17 protein-coding genes are annotated in these 15,026 nt (G+C 54.7%); 4 read left to right on the forward strand and 13 right to left on the reverse strand.

Going from position 1 to position 15,026, the window contains the following annotated elements; translation table 11 throughout:
* Positions 1-178 precede the first annotated feature (178 nt).
* The 3 genes from rdgB to tsaE all read right to left on the reverse strand — a co-directional run bounded on the left by rdgB (position 179) and on the right by tsaE (position 2,536).
* Positions 179-787, reverse strand: coding sequence for an RdgB/HAM1 family non-canonical purine NTP pyrophosphatase (gene rdgB, locus Pla22_RS10205; RefSeq protein WP_146514520.1), 609 nt, complete (start codon positions 785-787; stop codon positions 179-181).
* A gap of 4 nt (positions 788-791) precedes the next feature.
* A complete protein-coding gene (locus Pla22_RS10210) occupies positions 792-1,925 on the reverse strand; it encodes a hypothetical protein (protein WP_146514521.1) in 1,134 nt (377 codons plus the stop codon).
* Between the two features lie 110 nt (positions 1,926-2,035).
* Positions 2,036-2,536 (reverse strand): tRNA (adenosine(37)-N6)-threonylcarbamoyltransferase complex ATPase subunit type 1 TsaE, encoded by a 501-nt coding sequence (tsaE, locus tag Pla22_RS10215; RefSeq protein WP_146514522.1) that lies wholly within the window; start codon positions 2,534-2,536, stop codon positions 2,036-2,038.
* Between the two features lie 108 nt (positions 2,537-2,644).
* On the opposite strand from tsaE, the gene Pla22_RS10220 reads away from it, so the two are divergent.
* The 4 genes from Pla22_RS10220 to Pla22_RS10235 all read left to right on the forward strand — a co-directional run bounded on the left by Pla22_RS10220 (position 2,645) and on the right by Pla22_RS10235 (position 6,406).
* Positions 2,645-4,000 (forward strand): Gfo/Idh/MocA family protein, encoded by a 1,356-nt coding sequence (locus Pla22_RS10220; protein WP_146514523.1) that lies wholly within the window; start codon positions 2,645-2,647, stop codon positions 3,998-4,000.
* An 89-nt stretch (positions 4,001-4,089) separates the two neighbouring features.
* Positions 4,090-4,725 carry a uracil phosphoribosyltransferase gene (gene upp / locus Pla22_RS10225; protein WP_146514524.1) on the forward strand — a complete coding sequence of 212 codons (636 nt, stop codon included), beginning with the start codon at positions 4,090-4,092 and terminating at the stop codon, positions 4,723-4,725.
* 28 nt (positions 4,726-4,753) lie between these two features.
* Positions 4,754-5,998, forward strand: coding sequence for a NupC/NupG family nucleoside CNT transporter (locus Pla22_RS10230; protein ID WP_146514525.1), 1,245 nt, complete (start codon positions 4,754-4,756; stop codon positions 5,996-5,998).
* Positions 5,999-6,040: 42 nt separating this feature from the next.
* Positions 6,041-6,406, forward strand: coding sequence for a VOC family protein (locus Pla22_RS10235; RefSeq protein WP_146514526.1), 366 nt, complete (start codon positions 6,041-6,043; stop codon positions 6,404-6,406).
* Between the two features lie 10 nt (positions 6,407-6,416).
* Here the strand turns inward: Pla22_RS10235 and Pla22_RS10240 are convergent, their stop codons facing one another.
* The 10 genes from Pla22_RS10240 to hisG form a co-directional block, all read right to left on the reverse strand.
* Positions 6,417-6,989 (reverse strand): hypothetical protein, encoded by a 573-nt coding sequence (locus Pla22_RS10240; RefSeq protein ID WP_146514527.1) that lies wholly within the window; start codon positions 6,987-6,989, stop codon positions 6,417-6,419.
* Between the two features lie 14 nt (positions 6,990-7,003).
* The gene (locus tag Pla22_RS10245; RefSeq protein WP_146514528.1) at positions 7,004-7,264 is read right to left on the reverse strand and encodes an acyl carrier protein; all 261 of its coding nucleotides are present in this window, start codon (positions 7,262-7,264) and stop codon (positions 7,004-7,006) included.
* Positions 7,265-7,300: 36 nt separating this feature from the next.
* Positions 7,301-8,563 carry a beta-ketoacyl-[acyl-carrier-protein] synthase family protein gene (locus tag Pla22_RS10250; RefSeq protein WP_146515356.1) on the reverse strand — a complete coding sequence of 421 codons (1,263 nt, stop codon included), beginning with the start codon at positions 8,561-8,563 and terminating at the stop codon, positions 7,301-7,303.
* 199 nt (positions 8,564-8,762) lie between these two features.
* The gene (locus Pla22_RS10255; RefSeq protein WP_146514529.1) at positions 8,763-9,749 is read right to left on the reverse strand and encodes an NAD-dependent epimerase/dehydratase family protein; all 987 of its coding nucleotides are present in this window, start codon (positions 9,747-9,749) and stop codon (positions 8,763-8,765) included.
* 34 nt (positions 9,750-9,783) lie between these two features.
* Entirely contained in the window at positions 9,784-10,455 is a 672-nt protein-coding gene (locus Pla22_RS10260; protein WP_146514530.1) for a hypothetical protein, read from the reverse strand.
* A gap of 9 nt (positions 10,456-10,464) precedes the next feature.
* On the reverse strand, positions 10,465-11,013 hold the full coding sequence (gene pyrE, locus Pla22_RS10265) for an orotate phosphoribosyltransferase (protein WP_146514531.1): 549 nt from the start codon (positions 11,011-11,013) through the stop codon (positions 10,465-10,467).
* A gap of 191 nt (positions 11,014-11,204) precedes the next feature.
* The gene (locus tag Pla22_RS10270) at positions 11,205-12,590 is read right to left on the reverse strand and encodes a L,D-transpeptidase family protein (protein ID WP_242631917.1); all 1,386 of its coding nucleotides are present in this window, start codon (positions 12,588-12,590) and stop codon (positions 11,205-11,207) included.
* Between the two features lie 291 nt (positions 12,591-12,881).
* Complete coding sequence (locus tag Pla22_RS10275) at positions 12,882-13,706, reverse strand: GDSL-type esterase/lipase family protein (protein WP_146514532.1); 825 nt, start codon at positions 13,704-13,706, stop codon at positions 12,882-12,884.
* A complete protein-coding gene (locus Pla22_RS10280) occupies positions 13,706-14,041 on the reverse strand; it encodes a rhodanese-like domain-containing protein (protein ID WP_315854165.1) in 336 nt (111 codons plus the stop codon). Before Pla22_RS10280 ends, Pla22_RS10275 begins: the two co-directional genes overlap by 1 nt.
* Positions 14,042-14,118: 77 nt before the next feature.
* Positions 14,119-15,000 carry an ATP phosphoribosyltransferase gene (gene hisG / locus Pla22_RS10285; RefSeq protein WP_146514533.1) on the reverse strand — a complete coding sequence of 294 codons (882 nt, stop codon included), beginning with the start codon at positions 14,998-15,000 and terminating at the stop codon, positions 14,119-14,121.
* Between the last annotated feature and the right edge of the window lie 26 nt (positions 15,001-15,026).

Consider the following 15,026-nt stretch of genomic DNA (forward strand, 5'->3'; position numbering starts at 1 on the left):
AACAGCTGGATAGCCTTGGTGCTAGAAGTCCATTTTGAAAAAGCCGCTTGCCAAGAAGTCGCAAAACGACAAATTGAAGTTCGCGGCTGGGGAATCGAGCACTTCCAATGGCCGGCTGCCGTTGCACTCGCGACAAAGTCATTCTCGTGAGGCGACGCTGGTCGTTGAACGGTCCGAGTTAGCTCAGATTGCCAATCAATCGCATCAGCTTGGGCACGAATGATCGAAGCGCGCGACTTCGATGACTGATGGCTCGCTTGACGGTTAAGTCCAATTCGCCAAACGTGCGATGGTATTCCGGAATCACGAACAGAGGATCGTAGCCGAATCCGGCTTTCCCCGATCTGGAGGTTGCGATCACGCCGCCACAGGTTCCGTGTTCTTCCAGGCGAATGTTTCCGTCTGGATCGGACAAGCACAGATAGCAGTTGAACTTCGCCGTCCGTTTTTCAGCGGGCACGTTCTCTAGTTCGGCGAGAAGTTTGTCGTTGTTGGCTTCGTCATCACCGTGCGTTCCCGCATAGCGAGCCGAGTAGATTCCGGGATCGCCCTTGAGAGCGTCGACCGTCAGTCCGCTGTCCTCGGCCAACACCCAGCGGCCCAAATGTTTGGCTTGCTCGGTCGCTTTGAGTGCGGCATTCTCGGTGAATGTTGCTCCGGTTTCCTCGACATCAAGCGATTCGGGAATCTCCGCTAGCGTGGTCAGGCTGATGTGTCGCTCAGGCAACAGCAAACGCAGTTCGACCAGCTTTTTCTGATTGTTGGTTCCCAGGACGAGATCAAACATAAAGTTATCGCAATCCGAACGCGGCACCGTAGAGGCTGCGTTTGGTTTTCTTGGGAACGGCGATGGGTGTGGGTTCGACATCGAAAGGAATCAGTCCCACATTTTTGCTTGCGTAACCTTTGGTGCCAGGAGGAACCTGGCGTGCCAGCGCCGGATCAACATTCAGCGCGCTGTACTCTTTCATAACAGCTCGGATTTGCGGATCGTATTCGAATTGCCCATTAGGAAGTTGTCGGCCAAGGGAATCAAAGCTGCCAACTGTGACGAGCGATTTTTGACGATCATGGAACTGATAGGCTTCAACGCCCTTCTTGCGAAGTTCTTGCGCCATTTTGCTGGCGTCCATCGCCATCTTGTCCATTCGCGCGCCGCTGGGTTGGACTTCCTTGGACTTCGAAGCACCGATCAGAGTTGAAACCCCTTGGAAGGTCTTTACGACGACGGTGAACTTGCCATCGCTCTCGAGTAGATTGAATTCGTCGAACTGTTCATTGAGTTGGCTGACAAACGAATCGACCACGGGGGCTTCAAAGTACTCTTCAGGCAACATCGGATTACGAGTAACGAAGGCTGTGGCCATTGGTCCGGCGTCTTTGTCACCAGATGACTTTCGGGTCAAGCTTGCTGCAATCGCTTTGACCGTAGTCACAGGAGTCTTTGCGTTGAGTTCAGCCGCTTGTGATTTGGGATCGACCAAGACGTTTGGTTTGGCAGATTTGATTCGGTTCAAGTCACGCTCGACATCGGGATGGTCAATTCGATCGTACTCGCCGACTAATACCGCGTACGCTTCATACTCATAGCGGTTGGCATAACGCACTCGCTTAGATGTATTGTGGTCGTAGGCGAGCGTGCCGGTGAAGTCGAACTTTTCGTTATAGATGAAGGCCGCGAGGCCTAGGTCTCGACGAATTTCGATCGCCAGTTGATTGGCTCGTTCGCGTGCCCCTTCGCCAACTTGGGTCGAGGCCAGAATCATGAACGGCCCATCTTCCTCGCTCAATTCATACACCTTCGAATCGTCGGCATCGGCTTTGGGAGCTCGCCCAAAGAGGCTGCGAAAACTCGGTGGCTCAGCGCAAACAAACGTGACGCTTACGAACAGGAGGCTTAGCGAGAGCAGTGATCGTGGGATCATGATGTCTTAAGCTTGGCAAAAAGGCGTGAAAGGAACCGGAGACGAACCGGGTGTACCAAACCTGGGGCGTCAGCCGAAAGGCCGGCTCGCCGAGAAGTTTCACGCAGATTTCACAAGCCCAGGAACCCCTGAGCTACTTTGGCCGATCGAGTGCTTAAGATCAGCTCACGAGCATCGTTGTCGTCGTCGATTTCAATTCGGATCCACAATGCACCGGGGGGCATCACCGCTTCCACTCGGTCAGCCCATTCAATCAATGTCCACGATCCAGATTCTTCAAAAAGTTCATCGACGCCAAGCTCAAGGAACTCGTCTTCGTCAGCCAAGCGATACGCATCGAGGTGATGCAGCACATGCGGCAAATCGTCGTTGGTGTCGTCGCGCAGAGCCTTGGTTTGGTGACTCTGCAGAAGCGTAAAGGTGGGGCTGGTCACATCGCTGGCGTCAATCCCGAGCGATTCGGCAATGGACTGTACCAATGTCGTTTTGCCTGCCCCTAGGGTGCCCACCAAGCCAATCACCAAACTCGCTGGCATGTTCGTGATCAAAGCGGTGGCGAAATTTGGTAAGTCGTGCAACTGCACGTTGTCAATTTTGTGTTGGTGGGACATCAGGGTTCGGCAAGGACGCGCGCGGTGAAAAGTTTGTTTACAATGAGCCTCCATCTTACCACCTCTTCCTTGAGGTACCTCCCGCCTACCTTCGATTGAGTGCCCACCATGTCCAATCATTCCCAAGCCGATCATCCAGCATCCAGTCATTCCCAATCCGATCATCGCTCGTCCATTAAGTCCACTCCCACCCGTCGCGACTTCGTTACGGCAGCCGGTGCGGTCGCGGGAGTGTTGGCAACTGGCTTGCCCAAGGTTCATGCCGCGTCCGATAACGTCATTCGCGTCGGTTTGATTGGATGCGGGGGACGAGGAAGCGGTGCCGCCGTGAACGCGATGGCGGCCGATCCATCCGTTCGCATCGTGGCCCTTGCCGACTTATTTCCCGAGGCGGTTGAATCATGCCGCAAGAGCATGGAGTCTCGTTCTCGGTTCGCTGATCAATTCAAAGTGACGGATGAAACATGCTTTGTCGGCTTTGACGCCTACAAAAAATTGCTTGCCTCAGACGTCGACGTCGTGTTGTTGGCTGCTCCCCCCTGCTATCGACCTGATCATATTGAAGCGTCGGTGGAGGCGGGAAAAGAAATTTTTTGTGAGAAACCTGTGGCCACAGATCCTGCGGGAGTTCGGCGAGTTCGAGCCGCCTGTGAGCTGGCCGATCAGAAAGGTTTGAATGTCGTTAGCGGGTTGTGTTGGCGCTATGACAAGGGAATGCAAGAGACCGTTGCTCGCGTCAACGATGGGCAAATCGGAACGATCGTTTCCACCCAAGCGGATTACTTGACTCGTCCTGTGTGGGTGAAGACTAGGAAGCCTGGTGAGAGCGAACTGATGTACCAATGTCGCAATTGGTACAACTACACATGGGCATCGGGTGATCATATTGTCGAACAGTTCATTCACAGTCTTGATAAGGCACTTTGGTTGCGATTCGACAAGCCACCGGTCAAGGCGTACGGAATGGGCGGGCGTCAAGCGCGCGGTGAGTTGACCCACGGTAATATTTACGACCACTTCACCGTGGTTTATGAATGGGAAGACAACACTCGTACGTATGCGAGCACTCGTCAAATGGCGGGCTGCTTTAATCAGACTGAAGATTTCGTCTACGGTACCGATGGCATGGCGAAGTTGTGCGCTTACGAAATTGCAGGACTCAAGCCGTGGAAATTTGATTCTGATTCGGTACAAATGCATCAAGCCGAGCAGGACGAAATGTTTAAAGCCATCCGTGGGGAACGCGAACGCATCAACAATGGTGAGTACATGTGTGACAGCACGTTGTTGGCAATTCTCGGTCGCGAAGTTTGTTATACGGGAAAGGTTATGACCTTTGATGAGATCGCCAACAGCTCTCAATCGCTTGTGCCCGAGGGCCTCGAGACGGGGGATCTGTCAACGATCAAAGCACCATCGGTGGACGTCCCATCGCCCGGAAAGTACCAACATCCGAAAGCGTAAACGCAAGTAACGGCTCAACCGCTACTGTTAAGCACTTCAAACTTCGTTCTACTATTGCGGACCGAAAACTTGTCTTTGGGAATTTTGCTGTGAAACGAGTTAGCCTGATAACGCACCCGTTGGTGGACCATCACCTTTGTACCGTTCGCGATCAGGCGACTTGTTCGAGTGAGTTCAGGGCAGCCATATCAAGGTTGTCGGTCCTGGTGGGGGTTCACGCGACAGAAGACTTGGCCACCGGGCCCAAGAAAATTCAAACGCCAATCTGCGAAGCGGATTGTCGAGCGTTGAGCGTGAACGTGGGCTTGGTTCCGATCCTGCGAGCAGGTTTGGGCATGGTTGAACCCTTGCAAAACTTGTTGCCCGATGCTGCTGTTTGGCACCTTGGCATGTATCGCAATGAAGAAACCGCCGAGCCGGTCGGCTACTACGACAAGTTGCCGCAAAAGGGCGCACCCAACGTCGCGTTGGTCCTTGATCCGATGTTAGCAACCGGTGGCAGCGTGGACATGGTGGTCCGACGGTTGCAGAGTTGGGGCGTCGATGAAATACGAGTGCTGAGTATCATTGCATCTCAGGCAGGCATTGATCGCGTCTCGAAAGATTTCCCTGATGTGCGTTTGTACGTTGCTGCGATTGATCCGAGTTTGAATGATCAATCATTTATTGTGCCGGGATTAGGCGATGCCGGTGATCGTATCTTTGCTACACCGCAAAAACCCTAGTCCGTGTCACTTCTTTGCGAACGTTCTTATGCAAGCTCGATTGATCTGTGCGCTTGGCCTGGCTGTCTTCATCGGCTTGGCGTGGTTGATTAGCACCGATCGAAAACGCTTTCCGTTGCGAGTCGTCGTGGGCGGCTTGTTGTTGCAGTTGTTGCTCGGTTTGATCGTGCTGCGAACGGATCCTGGCCGATACGTGTTCCAGCTTATCGGCGACGCATTCACGGAGGTGATGGCGACGGTGAAAGCGGGCAGCGGTTTTTTGTTTTCGATCAACGGCGATCAGTCACTGCTCAATACGTTCGCCTTTGGCATATTACCGACGGTGATATTCTTTTCTTCGTTGATGAGCATCCTTTACCATTTGGGCATCATGCAAAGATTGGTGTGGGCCTTGGCCTGGGTGATGCGTTTCACCTTGGGGACTAGCGGTGCTGAAACGCTTGCGGCGGCGGCCAATGTTTTTGTCGGACACACGGAAGCTCCGTTAGTCGTTCGGCCTTACCTTGGCTCCATGACACGCAGTGAATTGTGCGCCATGATGACCGGTGGGTTTGCAACCGTGACGGGCGGCTTGTTAGGGGTCTATGCCGGCATGGGCATCGATATCTCGCACCTGTTAACGGCTTCCATCATCAGTGCCCCTGCAGCCTTATTGATTGCCAAGGTCATGGTGCCCGAAACGGAACCCGAGAAAGTGGCTGCGGAAATGACGCTTTCAGCGCCAAGCAGTCATGTGAACCTCATCGGCGCAGCGGTCGAGGGCGCCAGCGATGGATTGAAGCTTGCACTTAACGTTGGTGCGATGTTGATTGCGTTCTTGGCACTGATTGCGCTCTTCGATGTGATATTGGGTTACGGATGCTCACTGGTTGGTCTGGTTGACGACGCCGGTTCGCCGATGGTGACGCTGGGGGTGATTTTAGGATATTTGTGCTGGCCGCTAGCGTGGTTGCTAGGGATTCCAGCGGGTGAATGTATGGAAGCCGGTCGCCTAATCGGGCTTAAGACAGTCGCCAATGAGTTCATCGCCTACGATGCGTTGGGGAATGCGACGGTTGGTCCCGGCGGCGTGATCAGCGAACGAACACGCGTGGTGCTGACCTATGCACTCGCCGGATTCAGCAACTTCGGGGCGATCGGCATTCAGGTCGGAGGTATTGGCGGCCTAGAGCCCTCTCGCAAAGATGATCTAGCTAAACTAGGTCTGCGGGCGATGTTCGGGGGACTGCTTGCTTGTTGCATGACTGGTGCCATCGCCGGACTGCTTCTTTAATCTACCGCTTGCCCCAGCGTCTCGTTGACGACATTGGATCCTATGAAAGTACTGCAACTCAACCATGTCGCCCTTCATGTGGCCGATGTTACCGTCAGTGAGGCGTTCTATCGCGACGTGTTGAAATTGCCGGTAATGGAACGGCCTGCGTTTGATTTTCCGGGGGCTTGGTTCCGTTTAGGAGTTGACCAAGAATTGCATTTGATCGGTGACCGAGATCATCCAGTGCATTCGCACCATCGCGGTGGCCACTTGGCTTTGATGGTGGACGAACTTGATGGCTGGGAAGCGCAACTCGATGCCAGCGGCGCCAAGCGATTGCCACGGAAGGTTCGTCCCGATGGCGCCCAGCAAACCTTCTTGCAGGACCCTGATGGCCATTGGATAGAACTCTGCGTCCTACCGTGACTAGGCTCGCCTAACGTTGAAACGCGCCAGGTTGAAACGTATAAGGCTGAAATGTATTTGGCTGAAACGTTCCGGGGATGATGAATGGTCTGCCTTGATAATCGCCAACCACTGGCGCTTGCCACTGATAGATCGGGGCGAAGCGGCTGCCAGCGTCGGGTGAGCAATACGCGCCGCGTGAGTCATAGTAGCCGGTGAGATCCAAGTACATGGCCTGCCATAATTGCCAAGCAGGTGGCGGTGACAAGCCTGCGGCTTTGCGGCGCTGGTCGAGATCATCCGCCGGTTCGTAGTCTCGATGGCGACGGACCGACATCCCTAGTCCAAGATCGCTCTCGTCGCGAAGCAAATCGCGTCGGCTCTGGCGAGCGTTTTTTTCTCTAATGGTGGTATCCCGCTTTCCGGTATCGCCACTACCGGCACTTTGGCTTCCGGCACTTCGGCTACCGGCACGGTCACTTTTGGCGTCGAGAGATGCAGGGCCACGGACGCCGGAGGCTTGAGCCAACAGCTCGTTCGCTCCGCCTAGCAAAAGCCCGATTAGCAGCGTTAGAGTCAACAGGCGGCTGATCGGGTAGGGCATCTTAGGGAACCCGTTTAGGCTTTGACGATGTCTTTCATCTTTGGTTCCAGGTACGTCACCGTTGACGTCATGCTGGCCAAGTGACCGTAGTCTTCTTCAGGAATCTGAACGCGGTGTCGCTTACGGAGTTCCATGACAATGTCGAGGAAGTCCATGCTGTCGAGTTCGAGTTGGTCGCGGAAGTTCTTGTCGTCATCCAAGTCGTCCAACTCATCGTCAGGCGAAATGTCTTCAAGAATGTCAATGATTTCGTCGCGAATTTCAGCAGGCGTCATGCAATTATTAACAAAGGAAAAGGTCAGTAAACGGGCTTAAGACATACGGCCAATGATGACCACGGAGTTGATCCCCAGCATGCCAAACGAATTGTTCAAAATGTAGTCTACCCGTTTGGTTTCCTGGGGCTGGTTGAGCACCAATCCTGGAAGGTCGCACGCGGGATCGAGTTCGTCTACGTTGATCGTCGGATGGACAACGTTGTCCTGGAAGGATGCTAGGTTGCCGGCAAGTTCCAATGAACCGGCGGCTCCCATCGCATGACCAATGTAGCTTTTTGTGTTGTTGATTCGAGGGTTGTCGCACTCGCCGAAGACCCGTCGCAAGGCATCGCACTCTTGTGCATCGCCGCTGGCGGTGCCAGTTGCGTGCGTGCTGACGATATCGATGTCGTTCGGGTTCAAACCGGCTCGTTTCAACGCCATGTTGACGCACTCGGCCTGCCGCTCGGGGTTGGGCAGGACGAAGTCAGTCGCATCGGTATTCATGTGATAGCCGACCAACTCGCCGTATATTTCGGCTCCGCGTGCTTTCGCATCGCTGAGTCTTTCAAGCGTGTAAAGGCATCCGCCTTCGGCCACGACGATCCCGTTGCGATCGACGTCAAACGGACGTGACGCTTTGGTGGGGTCATCGTTCGTTGCCAGTGCGTTCTGGCTGTTGAAGCTGGCGAAGATTCCGAACGTGTGAATGCTTTCGCTCGTTCCGCCAGCGATCGCAACATCGCATTCTTCCAGGCGAAGCATTTGAGCGCCCTGGATTAGCCCCGCGTTGCCCGCTGCACATGCGGCGCCGATGGTGTAGTGCGGGCCTGTGATGCCCATGTTCAGTGCGATTTCCCCAGCCGGATTATTCGCGACGGTACGTGGGTTGTGGTGGTGCGACCAGCAACTCGTGTCGTAATCGAAGCCCTTGATCACAAAGATTTCGTTTTCCGTTTCGACGTTACCGTGTTCGGTGACGCCGACATAAATGCCCACTCGCGACTTGTCTGTGTTTTCCCAATCGATGCCAGAGTGCTTGATGGCTTCGTTGGCTGCGTAGACACCGACGCTGCCGGCGCGGGTTCCGCGGCGGATATCTTTTTTGGTTTGGTAGCGATTCCAATCGAAGTCGCATATACCCGCAAGCGTCTTGCCGAAGTAGCGAATTTCATAGGGGCTAACGCCACTGCGGCCTTCCAATAGGGCGTCGCGATACGAACCCCAGTCGTTGCCGTTGGGGGCAGTTAATCCAATGCCCGTAATCACGATGCGCTGGTTATCAGGAAGCTGGGAAGCGCGATGGGGGGCGATCACGTGAGTTTGGCCACCGGTAGGATGGATAGCGTTGAAATGCAGGCAAAGTTGTACGTAATTGGTCAACCGAACAGGAGGAACCCTGCTTCAGCCAACACCCGAAAGGCTAACAATCGGAGGCTGAAAAGACAACGGCCTGACTTGTAACGGACACGTAAAGATTACCCCGGTCAAAGGATTTTGGACGCGCAATTGACGCTCAATTTTTGACTTCCAAATTCTCGAGCCCTTCCGCCATCGACAGCCGAACACGGTATCCCAGCCGTTCTTTGGCAGCGGATATGTCGAAATAGTGGTCTTTGGCCAATTGCGCGGCCACGAACCGCGTCATCGGCGGTTCGCTTTGCAGCCCGAGTGCCCGATAGGCCAGTTCGAAACCGTGGCCGAGCCGTCGAGCCGCTTGGTATGAGATCCGTTTGCTGGGGGCCGGTACGCCCGCAATTTTGCAGATTTTCGCGATCCATGCCCAACAATCCACGGGCTCATCTTGGGCAATGAAGTAAGCCCGGCCTGCGGCTCGCTCGGGATCTTGCCCAAGCGTATCGAGTGCGTCGAGGTGCGATGCCGCCGCGTTAACCACGTGCACGGTGTCGACCAAATTGTTGCCCTCGCCCACGATTCGCAATCGACCGGACTTCGCTTTGGCGACGATTCGCGGCAACAGGTGTGGGTCGTTGTTACCCCAGATCAAATGGGGGCGAAGCGAAACGGTCCGCAGGCCGCCGGGTTCGTCCGCCGACATCACCGCCTGCTCGGCGATCGCTTTGGTTCTTGGGTAATGGCACAACCAGCGGTCTGGGTACGGTGCCGTTTCGTCAATTCCACGCTGGTGATCGCCAGCGAAGGTGACGCTGGGGCTACTGGTGAAAATCAGATGGCGAATCTCGTTAGCCCGACAGGCATCAATGACGTTTCGTGTCGCGGTAACGTTGTTGCGTTCGTAGTAATCAGCTTTGCCCCAGACTCCCGCGACGGCGGCCGTGTGGATCACCGCATCGACGTCTTGGCAGGCACCGACGACGAACTCGCGATCCGCTAGGTCACCCCGACGCTCGATCATGCCAGCGTCAATCAAATGGGGATAAGAGCGGCGTGATAGGCCAATCACGTTGTCGCCGCGCGAAAGGCACTGGCGTACGATCTCGCTGCCTAAGAATCCGCCGCAACCGGTGACGAGAACGCGCATGGATAAAGGCGGGAAAGAGGATGGGGAACGGACGTTAAGCGGCACGTTGATAGACGATGCCGCTACGGTTTCGGCCCTGGGTATCGATGGCGCCTACTTTACGCAAGACATAGGCGATCTGCTGCGCTTGATGTCGAGGTCGATCGATTGCCTTGGCCAAGTCCGCGGTGTTGAAGTCACCACTTACGCCTTGAAAGTCACCTAGCACACTGAGCAAATCCGTTGCTTGGTTGAACTCATGCGTCGACTCAATCGATTCCAATTTCACGTCTAGGACTTTGTAGTCCTTGTGCCAAGCACGTCGCCGCTTCTTTTGACTCGGTATGCGAATTTGCTCCACGTGAACCAACGGAACTTCGAGCGTTAGATTAGGGTGAGGGAAGACTCGCGTGAAGTAAATCAGATCTTCGAACAGATCCAGCACGCTGCCTCTTTTTGGGCTCATGCGTCGTGACTTTGTCTTACCAGTCTTTGAAGTCAGCTTATGGATTCGTGTTCGAATCACCACTGGCTTCACAACGCGAAGTGAATGACGTTCGAGCAGTTTGCGGCACTTGTCTCGAATTGCCGATAACGAGGCGCATTGGACTTCAATAAGTTCGTCGCCTCGAACGGCGTCAATTCGAAATCGGCCAAGCTGCACTTCCGTCTGCGCCGGGTTTTCGGCGTAGGCGAGTTTGAGTTGTTGGTGCAGCGTTGTTTCCATCGAAATCGGCTAGAGCCCAAAGTCCTTGATCGTGGTTAAGGTGATCAATTCAACGCCGATTGCTTTGAAGGCTTCTTCGCCACCGGCAAGTCGATCAATGATCGCAATGACGCAGTCGACTTCCAATCCAAAGGCACGGGCGGCTTCGACCGCTTTAATTGCACTGCCGCCGCTTGTGATCACGTCTTCGACGATGATCACTTTGTCGCCTGGTTTGACAGGCCCTTCGACCTGTTTGCCCATGCCGTGACCCTTGGGTTCTTTGCGGACCATGAAGCCCTTGAGCGGTAAGTCCTTCTGGCCCGCGATGGTCACGATGGAGGCGGTAATCGGATCGGCGCCAATCGCCATTCCGCCCACTGCTGCTGGTAGCGGGCCGCGTGCTTTGATGACTTCGAGCATGCCTTCGGCGATCACTCCCGCGCCCTTGGGGTGCAAGGTGATATTGCGACAATCGAGGTAGTAGTTTGCTTTTGCACCGCTGGCGAGCGTGAATTCGCCCGTTTGCAGAGCCTCGCTACGAAGCAGTTCAATCAGTTGGTCACGAGAGTAAGACATGGCGGCTGGCGGTGGCTGAAGGGATGAGGCTGAGACTTCCGCGCCAGCCTAAAATGTCTTGCCGCGTTTGAGTAGGCCGCTACAGGTGTATCGGTCCAAGCTCGGGTTTGAGTCTTGGATCGGACTCAGGTTTCATTCCAAACGCCCGACTGGGACCTCTGGCGTCTCTCGTTGACGTCTCTTGTTGACGTTTATCGTTTGATCGTGACCGAAGATCCTTGCGAGAGTATCCCGAAGAGGTCGTCAGCAAAATCGCCAGCCAAGCTGATGCAGCCGCGGTCCGATGGGCGAGTAGGATACGGACTGCCATGAATGCAGAGTTGTCCGCCCAGGTCCAGCCACGCTCCACCGTATGGATTCTCAGGTGTGCCGGGCGGCACGGGGGCTCCCGAAGCATCGTAGAACGTTCGTGATGTTTGTTTGTCTTGGACGGTAAACGTGCCCAACTTTGGTGCTGGGTCGTTACCAACAGCAATGGGGAAACGGCCTGCATACAGGTCACCAAGGAATAACGTCAGTTCACTGTTGGTCAGATCTACTTCGGCACGAAACGGACCGCGAACGACCTTCAATTCCGTTCCTGGAACGATTGCCACGGGATCGCGGACTTGATTGATGTTCGCTAGAAGTTGCCAAGGTACTTCGTAGCGATCCGCGATTTCCATCAGTGTTTCGTCGGTAGCTACCCGATACGGTCGCTCAAGAAGGTGTTCGCGTGAATAAATCACGGACGCCGCCAATGGGTCCAAGCGTGAAAGAAGTTCGCTGCGTTGTTCGCCTGAAAGATTGGGAGTGCTGTAGAAGATGCTGAGCGTTGAAAGTGCTTCGCGTCGTTGGTCGTTCTGGTACTGGAAGTCGGCGCTGCGGATCGCATTCACTAGACCCAAGTTTTCGTCAGAATGGATTGCGGCCACTTGAGCGACTTCGCCAGCGGGTGCGGTGGCTTTCATTGTCGAAGCCTGGGCACCACCGAGATCAGATTCCAACTGCGTCGGGTCAGGCATTTCGAACTTGCGTCCGGTGTTGGGGTACTTGCCGTTGAACGCGTTGGACACGGGAAGTGGTGCAGACTTCGCGCTACCATCGAGCGAAGTGGATGCAAGTGACGCCGAAGTGCCCGTGTCAAAGTTCGGCAGGTCATTATCCGAAAGTGATGCGGAAACGCCGGACGAGACTTGCGTGTTTTGGTTGGGGAAACCAAGAGCACCATCCGCTTGGTTCGATCCAGCGGTCGCGTTCTGGTTGTTTGAACCGCCAGCCATGGAAAGCGAATTGGAGAAGTTAGGGTTTGAGCCCGAGGTGCTGGCAAAGCCCGATTCGCCATCTGAAATTCCGAATTCAGTGGCCTCGCCAGCGGACGTTGGCGTCTGAGAAGCAACTTCCCCGGCGCTGATACCCAATTCAGCTAATGATGGCGGCAGAGTTGATTCCATCGGACCTAGGCTCTGGCCATCCATCACCAGCATGTCTTCGACATCGGCCGGCAATGGTTCGGGCGGAGTGGTCAACGAGACGTAGGCGCCGTAAATGACCGACATTAATAAGACCACGATGGCCGCTGTTTTGATCGTTTGCACGAGTGTCCTCCATGACAAAATCGCCTCAATGACCCACGATCTTTCGCGGGCTAGCCAGTGTTGACCATGGCGATAGTCGAGAAGGATAACCAATGCCCGGGGGCGCGGGCCAGACCAATCGTGATGATCGGATTTTCGTCAACGGCAGCCAATAATCAGGCAATACATATCACCACGAACCGTATCACCCCGAACTGCATCGCTGCAAATAGCAGCATTTCCTTTCCCGGCAATACTCGGGTGCTGACATTTGCCGTTTTCCGTCAGCGAACGCCAATCGGTCTCCTTCAGCTATCGCAAAGCAGCCGTTTTATTTTCCTTGGGTGCATGCTCTTCTCGGGCGACCTGTTCCAGCACTTCGATCAGACGGCGGCGGATCAATGACGACCAAAGTTCGTACCCTTTTGCATTCAAATGCAATTGGTCCTCACGAAACAGTTCGTCACGTGGGTTTCCGGCGGTATCAAGGACTTGGCCGGCGGTTGCGATGAAATGAGTTCGTGGCGTCGACAACGCGAGTTCTCGCAACATCGCATTGAAATCGCGGATCTTCGGCCAAACTTGAAATCGCTTTGGTGTCGGAGTGACCTCGACAATTAGCACTTGTGATTCAGGTTGATGGGCGTGCGCGACCGAAACGACGTGTTCCACCAGCGGCTTTAGCTGTTCTAGAGTCTTGTCATTCGCGCCGTCCTTGTCGCCCGTAATATCATTGGCGACGAAGATCACCACCGCTCGAAAACGATGAGGTTGGATCAGTCGTTCGGCATAGACCGCTAGATCATCAAACTTCGCCCCGCCGTAGCCTCGTCTGACAACGTGAAACGGCACGAGGTCGACTTCGGCGGTATTCCACAATCGGATGCTACTGCTACCGAGCAACAAAATGGAATCATCGTTTGAGTTCACTGTCGCGTCTGCGGCCTCAAACTTCACGATGTCGTCTTCCCACTTCTTCACTGCCGCATCGCGATAACTCGCTAGTGGATCGGTGGTTTCGGGCGACTCGGTGACGCTTGCTGTCGCTGGCGAACTTTTGGATTCATCGGCACGTGCGGGGACGGTGCCAATGCCAAGTAAAACGAGGGCAATCAATATTCGGGTGAGTTTGGACATTAGTATCGCTGTACGTTTGAATCGATCTGTTGGCTCCAGGCGTCAATGCCGCCCGTCATGTTTTGGACCTTGCTAAATCCCTGTTCGCGTAACACTTGTGTTACGCGCAAGCTTCGGCCCCCGTGGTGACAATGCACGACGATGTGGGAATCGCGATAGGGTTCCAAGTCCGCCAGGCGATCCCCGAGTTCGCTCATCGCGATCAACATGCTGCCGTCAATTTTGGCAAAGTCGTATTCGTCTTGTTCGCGTACGTCGAGCAGGACGAAGTCTTCGCCTGATGCTCGCATGGCGCTTACCGCAGCGATATCAATTTCGATGGGCAGTTCAGTCACTAGGAATCTTTTTTGTTGAGAGAGGCGTTGTAGAGAGAGGCGTTGTAGGAGGAGTCAGTAGAAAGAGAGGGGCGAGTCTACAGGCGACAATTAGAAATCGCTGTTTCCATGATGGCCGATGCACCGAGCGCTTCGAGCTTCTCCATCGCATCAATCACCTCTTTACGTTTGACCATCACTCGGATGCTGCACCAATCCGAATCCTCAAGCGAGTTCACCGTGGGGGAATTGAAGCCGGGAGTGATCGCTTCGGCCGCAGCCAGCTTCGATCGCAGAATGTTGTACTCAAGCAACGAGTAGTCTCGCGCAATCACGACGCCTTCGAGACGACGGACGACTCGATCCGCGGTCTCTTTGTCTCGACAATTTTTTCCTTGGATCAGGACTGTCTCGTAAGATCCGATCTCTTCAAGGATGCGCAAGCGGTTCGCCGCTAATGTGCTTCCCGTTTCGACAAGGTCAACGATCGCATCGGCCACACCCAAGCCAATCATGACTTCGACGGAACCCGATAGGGAAACCAGATGCGAAGTCGCGTGGTGAGCGGCAAGGTATGTCTTGGTGACGGTCGGAAAACTCGTCGCAATCCGCTTCGTGTCTAAGTCCTTCGCGGATTTAAACTCTGAATCATCAGGGATACAGATCGCCAAACGACAACGGCCGACACCGAGTTGCATTCGAGTTTCGATAGGCGATGCGTTGTCCGAAACACCGTATCCGGATTCTTCGACAAGGTCGCTGCCGGTGACGCCCATGTCGATCGCGCCTTCGGCGCAAAGAGTCGGGATGTCGTCGGTTCGCAGAAAGATGATGTCGATGGGCAAGCCGCTCACGCGTGCGAACAAGCCACGGTTTTGCCGACGATACTTTAGGCCGGCTTGCGAAAGTAGTTCCTCAGCGATTTCACTGAGTCGACCTTTGCTCGGCACGCCGATACGGAGATTGTTTTGAGAATCCAAGGAAGTTGCTTCGCGAAAAGAGTATG

Origin of the sequence: Rubripirellula amarantea, from assembly GCF_007859865.1 — a bacterium.
Classification (GTDB): Bacteria; Planctomycetota; Planctomycetia; order Pirellulales; family Pirellulaceae; genus Rubripirellula; species Rubripirellula amarantea.

What these genes read in the sequence shown, in the direction of transcription:
- rdgB (WP_146514520.1), bottom strand. Translation starts at nt 787, where the DNA reads ATGTTTGATCTCGTCCTGGGAACCAACAATCAGAAAAAGCTGGTCGAA.
- Pla22_RS10210 (WP_146514521.1), bottom strand. Translation starts at nt 1,925, where the DNA reads ATGATCCCACGATCACTGCTCTCGCTAAGCCTCCTGTTCGTAAGCGTC.
- tsaE (WP_146514522.1), bottom strand. Translation starts at nt 2,536, where the DNA reads ATGTCCCACCAACACAAAATTGACAACGTGCAGTTGCACGACTTACCA.
- Pla22_RS10220 (WP_146514523.1), top strand. Translation starts at nt 2,645, where the DNA reads ATGTCCAATCATTCCCAAGCCGATCATCCAGCATCCAGTCATTCCCAA.
- Pla22_RS10230 (WP_146514525.1), top strand. Translation starts at nt 4,754, where the DNA reads ATGCAAGCTCGATTGATCTGTGCGCTTGGCCTGGCTGTCTTCATCGGC.
- Pla22_RS10235 (WP_146514526.1), top strand. Translation starts at nt 6,041, where the DNA reads ATGAAAGTACTGCAACTCAACCATGTCGCCCTTCATGTGGCCGATGTT.
- Pla22_RS10240 (WP_146514527.1), bottom strand. Translation starts at nt 6,989, where the DNA reads ATGCCCTACCCGATCAGCCGCCTGTTGACTCTAACGCTGCTAATCGGG.
- Pla22_RS10245 (WP_146514528.1), bottom strand. Translation starts at nt 7,264, where the DNA reads ATGACGCCTGCTGAAATTCGCGACGAAATCATTGACATTCTTGAAGAC.
- Pla22_RS10255 (WP_146514529.1), bottom strand. Translation starts at nt 9,749, where the DNA reads ATGCGCGTTCTCGTCACCGGTTGCGGCGGATTCTTAGGCAGCGAGATC.
- Pla22_RS10260 (WP_146514530.1), bottom strand. Translation starts at nt 10,455, where the DNA reads ATGGAAACAACGCTGCACCAACAACTCAAACTCGCCTACGCCGAAAAC.
- pyrE (WP_146514531.1), bottom strand. Translation starts at nt 11,013, where the DNA reads ATGTCTTACTCTCGTGACCAACTGATTGAACTGCTTCGTAGCGAGGCT.
- Pla22_RS10275 (WP_146514532.1), bottom strand. Translation starts at nt 13,706, where the DNA reads ATGTCCAAACTCACCCGAATATTGATTGCCCTCGTTTTACTTGGCATT.